The 11,713-nt window shown below is 64.6% G+C and carries 6 protein-coding genes; all 6 read right to left on the reverse strand.

Annotated elements, in window-relative coordinates:
* Positions 1-944: 944 nt before the first annotated feature.
* The 6 genes from ABZU32_RS17625 to ABZU32_RS17650 all read right to left on the reverse strand — a co-directional run bounded on the left by ABZU32_RS17625 (position 945) and on the right by ABZU32_RS17650 (position 11,200).
* Positions 945-1,640 (reverse strand): SprT family zinc-dependent metalloprotease, encoded by a 696-nt coding sequence (locus ABZU32_RS17625; RefSeq protein WP_354923340.1) that lies wholly within the window; start codon positions 1,638-1,640, stop codon positions 945-947.
* A 91-nt stretch (positions 1,641-1,731) separates the two neighbouring features.
* Complete coding sequence (locus ABZU32_RS17630; RefSeq protein WP_354923309.1) at positions 1,732-5,265, reverse strand: type I restriction endonuclease; 3,534 nt, start codon at positions 5,263-5,265, stop codon at positions 1,732-1,734.
* A gap of 145 nt (positions 5,266-5,410) precedes the next feature.
* Positions 5,411-6,607: a hypothetical protein gene (locus ABZU32_RS17635; protein ID WP_354923312.1), complete on the reverse strand. Its 1,197-nt coding sequence runs from the start codon at positions 6,605-6,607 to the stop codon at positions 5,411-5,413.
* Positions 6,597-9,185 carry a class I SAM-dependent DNA methyltransferase gene (locus ABZU32_RS17640; protein ID WP_354923315.1) on the reverse strand — a complete coding sequence of 863 codons (2,589 nt, stop codon included), beginning with the start codon at positions 9,183-9,185 and terminating at the stop codon, positions 6,597-6,599. Before ABZU32_RS17640 ends, ABZU32_RS17635 begins: the two co-directional genes overlap by 11 nt.
* Positions 9,186-9,278: 93 nt before the next feature.
* A complete protein-coding gene (locus ABZU32_RS17645) occupies positions 9,279-9,944 on the reverse strand; it encodes an RloB family protein (protein ID WP_354923318.1) in 666 nt (221 codons plus the stop codon).
* Complete coding sequence (locus ABZU32_RS17650) at positions 9,941-11,200, reverse strand: ATP-binding protein (protein WP_354923321.1); 1,260 nt, start codon at positions 11,198-11,200, stop codon at positions 9,941-9,943. The genes ABZU32_RS17645 and ABZU32_RS17650 overlap by 4 nt, the downstream gene beginning before the upstream one ends.
* Positions 11,201-11,713 lie beyond the last annotated feature (513 nt).

Here is an 11,713-nt window from a genome sequence, read left to right on the forward strand (position 1 = left end):
ACACTCACTTTCACTCATCGGGAATTCGATGGCTTCATGATGCAATGGCAGACTTTCTCGATCTCATGGGTCGACTCTTTACCATCTTCTCCAAATGGCTAGATTCGGTCAGTCCAATACCTTGGCCTCTCGTCCTAGGACTCCTTTTCCTGCCGCTCATAGTCGTACTGCGGGTGATGCTCTGGGTACTGAGGGGTCGAGTATGGCCAGTGGCCTGCAAGTACTATCACACACAGCAGTCCCGCTCCGATAAGCCCTGCAGAACCCCGGTCCCTGGAGAATGGAAATATTGCGGGCACCACAAAAGACCTGGCCGCAGAATGTCGGATGGCCACGTCATTATCGACATTCCTCGCTGGCAGAAAAAGGCGAGAAACGGCCAGTTCGTGGATCGGGCCGATATCAGAGGGGTGGGCTTCGTCTCTCTCCTCTCCGAACGTGAGACCTTCCTTTTCTACAAGGGCATCGCCAAGCGGCCTAAGTTGGTGTTCAGACGCCGGCGTGAACTCCTGGTGAGCTGGACGGAAGGCTTAAAGCGATTCCGCGCGTTGCGCCTAAGAGATCTCATCCCAAAGCAGGCATCCGTGAAGCAACCTCCGACTGGTGTCGCCGAACGCATGCCGCGAGTCATTCGTGCCACCCGACTCACGCTAGCCTCGTTTGCTCTCGGACTAATCCTGGTCGCCGCCGCCATCATCACTGAGGGCGGCTGGAGAGCGGGCTACCAGTACGCCGCGGCGGCAGCCTTCGTCCTCGCCTGGGAAGCGGTTCGTTTCGGAGTCTGGAAGAATCCAGACGAAGAGAAACGCTGGGTACGCGCCACGCTTATTGACACCGGAAAGGCGATGGGCGTGCTATTAAGCGTGGCACTCGCGAGCGCCCTCGTCACACAACTCGGCGCGGCTGCCGAAAGGAGCGCTCATGCCGAATCGCCCTGCTCTGTGCTAGATAATTTCTCCCATCCACATACGCCGGCCAAGGTCGTCGAGTTCCATGCGGCGTTCCTTGTGTTCGGGCAGTGCCCGCCTCACCAGTCGCCAAAAGTGAGCATCGTGTCCAGGGATCCGGGCGTGGGCGAGCTCGTGAGCGATCACGTAGTCGATCAGATGCATCGGGAGCTGGAAGAGGGGCCAGCCGAGGCTCATTCGGCCTGGTCCTTGCCCGTTCTCCTCTGAGCGGTACGTTCCCCAGCGGCTGCCCAGGTCGCATACATCCACCGTCGGCTCCGGCACGGACATCCGGGCTGCCCAGGGCTGGAGTCGTTCCGTCACCCAGGCATGACCGGTCCGGCAGTACCAATCGACCAGCGCCACCCGGCCGCGTGATGTGTCTTCGGCCAGCTCGCGACCCATGATCAGACGTCCGGCCGCTAACCAAACGCTGTCGTTCTCTGACTTGTCGCCCACGATGGCGAGCCGATACGTTCGGCCGAGATAACGGAAGGTCTCCCCCTCTATGAGGCGTTTGGATGGACTCAACGGTCGAGCCTGCTCTCGCAGCGCACGTTTGCTCACCAGCCAGGGCCGGTGTGCACGTACAAAATCCGCAGCGTCCGATGCCGAGCGTCCCTCCGGAGTGTGCAGCGTAATAGCGGCGTCGGCCTCCACCGTCAGCCCGAAGCGCCTGCGTCGGGCGCTCATGCGCACCCGCAGGGCCAACCCATCAATGGTGAGGAGGCTGTCGTCCCTCAGTGCCTGCGGGGCGTGGTCGTCGGCCGGTGCGGTCACCTGCCTATTGTCCCTGAGCCCTCCGCAGGAACTGTGGACGGTTCTCGTTGGCGTACGCCGCCAGGCTCTCCGCGATGACCTTCAAGGGGGCCCAGTCCACGCTCGCGGGTCGGAAGCCACCGCGGAGCAACTGGCTGTGAATGGCGTTCGCCAGTTCGCTGACGTCCTGACTCTGGCCTTGATACGCGACACTGCCCATGACGCGTGCACCCGTGTCGCACACCATATCGACCAGCTCTCGTAGGTCCGTTTCCCCGGGAAGGACTCCTGGATTCCCCTCCACCATCTCCTCGATGAGCCGGTACAACCGCTGCTCCAGCACGCTGAGCCCCGCCAGGGCGGGGTTCTCCTCGTCCTCTCTACGGGCCTGCTCGATGAGCGGGCCCAACTCTTCGACCTGCTCTTCGAAGCGCCCGGGAAGACCTTTCAAGATCTCCTCCAGGCGCTGTGAGAGCCGGATGTACTTCTCCGGATCCTCGCGTCTGACCCGTTCCTCCAGGTGGAAGCGGAGTGCGTGACCCATCTCAGCCGCGGCCTCGCGCGCCGGGATGTCTCTGACCATGTCGTCGAAGGCGTCCGAGGTGAGCGAGACCGGCGGGATGACCTGTTCGATCTGCGGACCCTCCACGTGGGCGGCGATCATCGCCCGGACCTTCCGCCCGTAGCGGCGCAGGGTGAAGGTGCCGCCCTCCGCGTCCCGGTAGAGCCGCCGGATGCGCTTCTGCAGCATTCCCCAGCGCCTGGCGTCGGACACGTACTCCAGGGCGTGTTCGTGGGGCAGCACGCGTTCCAGCGTGTTGAGGAACTCGTGCAGCACCCTGTCGAAGGCGAAGCGGTCCTGCTCGTCCTCGAAGGCCAGGGCCGCTTTCCGCAGCCCAACGAAACCAGTGAGATCCGCCTCGGTGACTCCCCGCCGGCGCAGGAGTTCGCGGACTGCTTCGGCCGCCGGGCGGAGATTCCCGATCTCCTCGGACAGGCCGCGCATGGTGTCTTCGACATCAGTCTGCTGGTAGGCACCGAGCGCATCGGCGAGGTGCTCCAGGACACCGTAGTAGTCGACGACGTAGCCCACCTGTTTGCCCGGCACCGGCCGGTTGACCCGTGCGACGGCCTGGAGCAGCTCCGCGTCACGAATCGGCCGGTCCAGGTAGAGCACCTGCTCGCGAGGGGCGTCGAAGCCGGTGAGCAGCATCGACTTCACGATGAGGAAGGCGATGGGGCTGTCGAGGTGGACCGGGTCGGGTCCGGCCGCAGGCTCCGGTCGCTCGGTCATCCGGCTCTGAGACCAGGGATTGTTGCCCACACCGCCGTACGGCGTCTCCCGCGGCAGCGGGTCAAAGGGGACGGCGGCCGTCCAGTCCTGATCGGGAGGCAACTGGGGAAACGGCTGGTGGAAACGGTCGATGTATGCCTTCTGCCGATCCGCGTCGGTCCAGTGCAGCCACTGGCGGTGCTTGCGCTCCGCTCCGGGGGATATCACCGGCACGAAGTCGACACGACGCAGCAGCGCGCGAAACCGGTAAGCCATGTAGAGATAACGCGTCCTGCCGTCCATCTCCTCCAACGGGCCGGTCGCCGACTCCGGGTCGAACGTAGCGAGTTCGACCAAGAGGGCGTCCCGCGCCCGCCGCAGGGCATGGTGATACTCGACGGCAGCTTTCCGGCTGACCACCGCGACCTGGGCCTTGAACCCCTCCGGCAGCACCCAGCTCACCCAGTGCTCCAGCATGTCCTCGGCCTTGGCCTGGATCATCGGCTCTGACTCGGCAACGTCGCGCTCGGTGGGCCAGCGCTTCAGCAGGGCCCTGCGTTCGTCGTCCGTACGGTCGCGGACCAAGTCGTCGAAGTTCCGGTCGAGGCCGTCCTTGTCGAAGACCCTGCCCTCGCCAGTGCGGCCCTCGTAGCGGATACGTACGACGACGCCGTCACGCTCTGCCTCGCTCATCCGGTACTCGTCGAGGAAGCCCCCACCGGGACCGCCACTGAAGATCCGCCGGGTGTCCTCCATCCGTCCAGTCATGATCGGCGTGCCGGTGAAGCCGATCTTCGCCGCGTTGGGGACGGCCTTGCGCAGGGCGGCGTGCAGCACGCTGGTGTGCGAACGGTGCGCTTCGTCAACCAGGACCAGGATCGCGGGAGAGGTGTTGCACTCCGGGAAGTCCGGCTCTGGCGGGACCTTCTCGCCCTTCCCCTCCCGCCTGGCCTGTTCGGCGGCCTCGTACTCCTCCGCCAAATCGCGGTCGTCCCCATCCTCGACGGACTCCGCGGCGAACGCGAGCCCGCTTCCGTACTTCTGGATCATCGCGAAGACGACCCGCCTGCCGCCATCCCGGAGCAGCCCTTCTAACTGGGCGCGGGTCTTAGCGGTCTGGACGTCGGACTCGCTCAGCTTCAGCGTCCGGGAAAGCTGGTCCTGGAGTTGGGTACGGTCGGTGACGACCACGACCATGAACTCGCTGAGCTCGTGGTGCAGGTGGATGCGGCGCACCAGGAAGGTCATGGTGAGGCTCTTGCCGGAGCCTTGCGTGTGCCAGATAACCCCGCCACGCTCGTCGGCGTCCCGCGGCCCGCTGCGGATCCGCCCGGTCCGCAGCCTCCGTACGGCCTCCTCCGCAGCCCGGTATTGCTGGTGACGAGCGACGATCTTGGCAGTCCGGGTCCCACCGAATTCGTTCTCGATGGGGAAGGGGATGACGTAGTGCCGTACGAAGTTGAGCAGGGCGGCGGGGCGCAGTACGACCCCGACCAGCTTGTGACGCTCGTTCAATGGACCGGTCCGGTCCGACGTCTCCGCTTCGAGCGTCTCCCGGCGTTCCGGCTTCACACTCCGCCAGGGGTAGAAGTAATCGGGCGTGGAGGTGACCGTGCCGAGGTGCGCGGTATCCGCGGTGGCCGCGACCAGCAGTTGGACAGTGCGGAAGAACTCCGGGACGCCAGAGGGCTCCAGTGCGCTTTTGGCGTCTTCCTCGTCGGAGAGTGGATTCCCCGCGTAGTGCAGCAGATCACGTACGGCCTGATAGACAGGGTCGGCAAGGTCGGGGCTCTTGCACTCGACGGCTACGAGGGGGATGCCGTTAACGAAGAGGACGAGATCGAGGACCGACACCTCCCCCAAGCGGTTCCGCACCCGGAGTTGGTCGACCACGGTGAAGTCATTGAGCTGGGTACGGTCCTCGTGCCACTCGATGTACTGCACGGTCGCGGAGAGGCTGCCGTGCGCCGCGGACGGGCCTGCCAGAACGAACCCGCTGAGAAGTAGGTCGGTGGTGTCGAAGTTAGCTTGTGCGGCCCCGCGGCCGAGGGAGACAGAGGACAGTTGCTCGACGGACCTGGCCAAGTCGGAGTCGTCCATCCACGATCCGCCGCCGGTCGCCTTGAGGTTGATCCGGCGCAGGGCGCCCTTCAGTTTCTCGACCAGGAGTGGAGTGTCGGCGTCTAGTGTCCCGACCTCCGTGCCGGAAACGTGCGTCCAGCCCATCGCCTCAAGCTGAGCGATGATGGGCCGCTCCACCTCGTCCCGCTCGACCTGCACCACCACGTCGCCAACCCTCCAGCCCTCGCCTACCGCTCCGGTGATTCATTCTGCGCGTTGCAGGGGTGCAAGGGTGAGGGTTCCACCGAAATGGGACACCTTGATGAGACTGAGCCTTTGACTGGGTGGAAACGGTGCCGATCCGGGCAGCTCAGACGCTGACGCGACCGCTCAAGAGATCGTCCACAATCCCCTGCTTGACAGCTCCGAGCTTGCCCAACTCTGCATTCTTATCGCGTATCTGCGCGGAGAAGGAATTCAGGACCCCCAGCAGACGGTTCTGCTCTTCAAATGCGGGCAATGGAACGAGGATCTCCCGTACCGTCGCCGCCGATATTTTCACCATACTCTCAGAGGTGCCTTGGCCAAGTGATCGCACTTGCCGGCGGGCGCGCGTCGACATCAGAACGGCGGCCAGAAATTCCGCCGAGCAACGATTCGATGGCCTAATCCTCATCATTAGATCGGGGTAGATGCACGGCGTCCCCACGTCTCGATATACACCGGCCAAGCCAACGAGCTCTCGCGTATTCGCGCGAGTCATAAGCAGATCCCCCTCCCGCAATATGGCTGCATGATCTGCGGTGACCGACGACGGCGCATTCTTGAGCTGGATGGGATTGAAGCCCGCAGGCGTAAGGCATCCCAACCCCAGCATTTGCACCCCGGTCCATGCTTCGCTTTCTACCGGAGAGTACCCGTTCCGGATCGCTCCATCTGCCGCATCAGACAAAGTGCAGTCCCATGCCATTCCTTCCATGAGAGCGTCTACCGTTGCGGCACTTATTGCAGACAACTTTGCAATCGATGCCTTAACTGCCAACTCCTGCCTGGATACTGCATCGATCACCTTCATGATCCGGCGCTGCCCCGAGACCGGGACAACTGGGACCGCCAATTCCCCAAGCGTTGCACCGGAAATTTTCACCATACTCTCTGATGTCCCCTGCGCCAATGCGACAATCTGCGACCTGATGTGCGGGTAGCGCAATACCAGCTCAAGGAACTCCGGGAGGTACGACCTTGACGTCCGCAACCGCATCATCAGGTCGGGATAGATGCAGGGTACTCCTATATCTCGATAGATTCCCGCCAACCCTACAAGCTCGCGAGTGTTAGAGCGGCTTACAAGGAGATCTCCGTCACGCAAAACCGCCACGTGATTCCGGTAATGAATGGATGGCGCATTCTTGAGCTGACGTGGTTCAAATCCGTTGTCTGTTAGGCAGCCTAGGCCGAGCATTTTTACGCCAGTCCACTCCTGGCTCTCCACTGGAGATGTCCCGTTACGAATCGGCTCGGCAAGGATTTCCTTCAGAGGAATCCACTCCCAGCCGTCACTCTGCATAACCGAGCTCCTTAAGGAAACCGTCCAGCGCTGCCGCCGACCTCTCCTGTTCTGCCTGGATCTCTGTTAGCGATACCGCGTACTTGTTCTCCCACAGCCCGTACGTCTCCACAAGTTCCCGGCGGCGCCGTACGACATGTCCTCCCAGCTTGGCCGCCAGGTCGTCCCGGAGCAGGTCGAGCACCACCCTGCGCTCGTCCTCCGGGCTGAGCGCCTGCCGTGCCCGAAAAAGCCGCGGCGGCTCCTCGTCGAGCTTGGGCGGGCTGCTCGGCCAAGGGAACCAGAAGTCGGTCTCAAGGCGCTTGACCAGAGCAGCGGCCTTCGTCCGCGCCTTCTTCACCCGGTCGAGCTCCGCTTGCTGCTCCGGACTCAGGACCTTCTGCTCGCGCGGCGGGGCCTCATCGTCGGCTTCCGTCTCGCCGTCCTCGGACGGCTCGGCGTTCAGCTCCTTCCACCGCGCGTTCAGCTCCGCCTTGCGCGCCTCGGCCTCGGCCAGCTCCTTCAGGAAGTCGGGGGCGATGGCGGCGACCACCTTGTGGTCGTAGGCTTGGCGCCGCTCGGCGGCCGTCCGGTTGCGCAGCTTCCTCGTCCTAGGGTCCTGCTCGGGGGCGAGCATCGTCTCGACGTTCTCTACCCACCCGTCCAGGACTCCCGCGAAGCCGTTCTCCGAGAGGGTGAGCAGGTCGTACTTCGCCTCGTACCACCAGCCGGCCACCGCGCCCGCGAGCGCGTACTGGTCCAGCGGACTTTCCTGGCCTAACCGCTCTACAAACGACTTGATGAGCGAACCACGGACCGCCATCAGCGCCGCCTTGCGCTCCGAGGGGGTCAGGTTGGCGAGGCGCTCCGGGGTCGCGGCCACCGCCTCCAGCTGCGGGGTCTCCGCCTCCCACCACTTCGTGAACGCGCCCCACAGTTCTTCTTCCCTTGGGCGGGCCAGCTCGCCCAGCCGGGTGGCGTCCGGGCGCCTCCCCTTCGGCAGGAAGTCCACGTAGTCCGGGTCCGTCAGCTCCCGTTCGGCGAAGAGGTCTCGCAGCCCGATCCCGTACGCGTCGAGCAGTTCCTTCTTGCCCTCGATCTCCGCGCGCGGCACCTGGCCCACCAGATGGGCTCGCACGTCCTGTGGCTCCGGCGGCGGTGTGTTGTCCACGTAGCGGCGGATGTTGAGGTTGTCGCCGTTCTCGCGCAGCGTCTCGCGCTTGACGATCCGGGAGAAGCCGGGGACCTCGGCGTAGGCGTGAAAGGTCGAGGTGATCTTCTCGGCGTGTTCGGGGAGAAGCACTTTCTGCGCCCGCTCCGCGAGGTGCTCGCGGTCGGCATTGATGAACAGGACCTTGCCCGCGCGCTCCGGGTCCTTCTTACCCGGTCGGCGCAGCACCAGGATGCAGGCCGGGATGCCGGTACCGTAAAACAGGTTCGGGGCCAGGCCGATGACTGCCTCGACCACGTCCTCGTCCAGGAGCTTCGTGCGGATCTCCTGCTCACCGCCACCGCGGAACAGCACACCGTGCGGCATGACGGTGACGACCATGCCGCCGGGGCCTTCTCGCTTGGTCATCCAGAGCATGTGCTGAAGGAACATCAGGTCCGCCTTGTCGCGCTCGCTCGTCGTACCGTACGCCGCGCGCTGGCCGGGGAACCTGAGGTCGGCGAGGACGTAGTCCATGGAGAACGGCGGATTGCTGAGGACCGCGTCGAACCGGTCGGCGTCGGACTGCGGCGGGTGCGCCGGCTCGGCGAGGGTGTCACCGGTCTTCAGGTCGAAGCGGCGCACCCCGTGCAGCACCATGTTCATCGTCGCCATGATCCACGAGCTGCTGTTGGCGTCCTGGCCGGCGAAGAACATGTCCGTGGTGTCCCCACCGTGCTCCTCCACGTACTCCTTGGCGTGGATGAGCATGCCTCCCGAGCCGACACACGGATCGTAGACGCGCATGCCCTGCTGCGGGCGGACCAACTCGACCATCATGCGAACCACGTCGCGCGGGGTGTAGAACTCGCCGCCCTTACGGCCCGCCGAGTCCGCGAACTCCTTGATCAGGTATTCGTACGCGGCGCCGATCAGGTCAGGGAACTCGAAGTCGTCGGTCCGCAGCCGGACGCGCCCGAAGTGCGCGATGAGCAGCTTGAGGCGCTGGTCGGCGAGCTTGGCCGCGGCCGCAGCCGCGCCAGAGCCGCCGATGCGGTTGAAGTCGAGGTGGTCGAAGAGACCCCTGAGCTTGCTGTTCTGCCCTTCGAGCGCTTGGAGGGCCGGGCGCAGCCGTTCCTCGTTGATGTTGTGGGTGGCTGAGGAGATCCACTTCCAGCGGGCGTTCTTCGGGACGAACAGCACGTCACGTTCGCCGTAGGGCGCAGGCTGCTCCAGAAAACCGTCCAGCTGCTCACTGGTGAGACCAAGATCACGGACGGCGTGTTCCTGGACGCGTTCGCGGGCGGCCTCGAACTCGTCGTTGGCCCGTTTCAGGAAGAGCAGGCCGAAGATGTAGTCCTTATATTCGGAGGCGTCCATCGTGCCGCGGAGGATGTCCGCGGCGGCGAACAGATGTCGCTCCAACTGGGCGAGCGTGAGCTTGGCCACCGTACGACTCCCCTACGACCCCGATATGACGCAGAAACCTTACGGCGACGGCCAGCAGGAGGGGAAACGATTGCCTCATCGGGCGGGTCAAGTTCAGTAGGAGGTGATCCCGAGCCCCTGCTCCACGAAGTGGAAGACGTCGGTATACGGGTCGCGACCCGGCAGGGGCAAGTGGTCGCCGTGCCGGGCGTTCATCCGGAGGGCGCGTCGCTTTGCCTCGGCGTAGCGGCCCATGATCTGGTTTGCATATACCTCCTTGATCTTTTCCACCTCGTTTCTGAAGGGGAGCCGATCTGTCACCAGGGCACACACCTGGTTGAAGGTCCCGGTCACGTCCTTGTGGTGCAGGAGCCGCCACACCTCGAAGCAGGGGTGCGAGAAGGCGATGCGGACCTTCCCCTGACCAGCCTGCTTGATGGCCCGGTCGAGCTCCTGGTGGTCGTCCCGGTCGAACAGGCACCAGACCTGGGGCCGCATCTCCTCCCGCAGCCGGTTGCGCTCCGCTTCCCGGGTTAGCCTGCGCATGAGCGGCACCGCCGCATCGACCAGGTCGATGGGCTTGCGCTGGGAACCCGGCGCACCAGCATTCGCGATGTGCACCTCAACGGGGAGTTCCCGCTCGTCAAGGAGCTTTTTCATGATGTCGATGTACGAAGGCTCGGTGAGCTTGCCTTCGGTGAAGACGTGGACGACCCGGTTGCGCTTGCCGTGCTGCTGTCTGGACGGTCCCAGCGTGTCCTTCCCCCGCGTGCGCGTCATCGGGGCCGCTCTGCGGTTTGCCGGTGTCCGCGCATGCTCACGCCGGACAACCGCCGGGCGAACTGTCCCTCCACGACGGAGGGGACCCCGCCGAAGGCCCCGGCAAGGTAGGACTCCATCAGGTTCTCGTCCTCTCCCGGTTCGGCGGCGGTCAGGGGGTACAGTTCCGTGGCGCCATCCTTGTTCTTCTCCGTCAGCCACACCTGGCCCGGCTCCAGCAGCCGCTCACCGCTCGGGGTGATGAGCAGCGACGCGTCGTGCGAGGTGAAGATGAGCTGCGCGCCCCCCGGGTTGGCCTGCAAATCATGGAAGAGCCGAATGACCTCGGCGGCGAACCGCGGGTGCAGACTCGCGTCCAGCTCGTCGACGAGCAGCACGGCGCTCTCGTCGAGCGCCAGCAGCAGGGGGCCGAGCAGCGCGAACCACGATCGGGTGCCGAAGGACTCACTCCGCCAGTCGAAGGCGACATCGCCGGTCGCCGACCGGTGGGTCAGCCGCACTGCCGGCCGGTTTTTGCCCTCCTGGACGAGCTCCGCCCCGGTGATTCCCAAATCCGCGACCCTCAGCAGTTCGTTGATCCGTCGTGCGCGGCTGCCGGAGAGTTCCCGCAGGGTGAACTCCTCCCGCTGCTCCCGCTCGTCCTCCGGGTTGATGATCCACAGATTGCGGCGGAACCAGTGGAAGAGCGCCGAGAGTTGCGGGTGGTTGTCTGTACCAGCCGTGGACAGGACCAGCGCGTCAGACCGTGTGCGCGTGGCCAGTTGGGTCCGGCCCTTGACCCGGCTACCCGGCCACTCGTACACCTCAGCTCGCGAGGCGTCGCGGTCCAGCCACACTTGACGGTGACCGCGGGGATAGCTGTGGATCCACTCGGCCTCGACGCGCCTTGAACTCAGCTCGAATCCGTACGTCCAACGAACCTCGTCCATCACAAGGTCGACCTCGAAGAAGCTCGGCTCGGTCTCGCTCTTGGAATCGAGTTTGAAGGGTTTACGCGGGATTCCCTCGAATGACGCCCAGTGGGCATAGGAGTTGAGGACCGCCGCACGCATGTCGGTAAGCGCGGCGAGAACGTTCGACTTCCCCGAGGCGTTGGCGCCGAAGATGCCGACCAGTGGGAAGACTGCGGCGGAACGGCCCCCGCCGAGTCCTGTCTCCCGCGCCACCGCGCTCGGCTCGTGTTCGGAGACAACGAAGGACAGTTCCTGCTCGTCACGTAGCGACCGCACGTTGGCAACACGGAATCGGAGCAGCACGCCGTCCCCCTTTCTCTCTGGCTAGAGTAACTGTCCGATCTTCCAGCGGCATTATCCCGGCGACGATCACAGGTCGATCGGGCGCACTTTGCCCCATTGATCTGGTCGGTATGACTGGTGCGCGGTGTTTCCGATGCTCCCAACCCCTGCGTATCCGTCAATGGATCATCCTCGGCAGAAGTAGGGTGGCGAGGCCGGAGAACATGCCCACCAGACGTTAGTACTGATCGGCAGTCATGACCTGGACGGTACATTCGCCGTGCTCGCCCCCTGCGGCACCTGCCCGGACGAGCCAGCCTGACGTGTGCGGGGAAGTACCCGAGTCACCCGATGGCAACCCGACCCGGAGCGCAAGGCCGCCAGGCCTGAGCACCGGAAGCGGGGCGGCAGCCCTTACGGACATCTCACGTGGTCTCCGGAAGTCTTCTCTCGGTCAAAGTTTGTGCCCGGTGGACGTCGGCGCGTGGGCGGCGCTGGCCGCGACCGGCCGAAGAGCCGCAGCGCGGCCAGCGA

It is taken from the genome of Sphaerisporangium sp. NPDC005288, from assembly GCF_040607475.1.
In the GTDB taxonomy this organism is placed as follows: Bacteria; Actinomycetota; Actinomycetes; order Streptosporangiales; family Streptosporangiaceae; genus Sphaerisporangium; species Sphaerisporangium rhizosphaerae.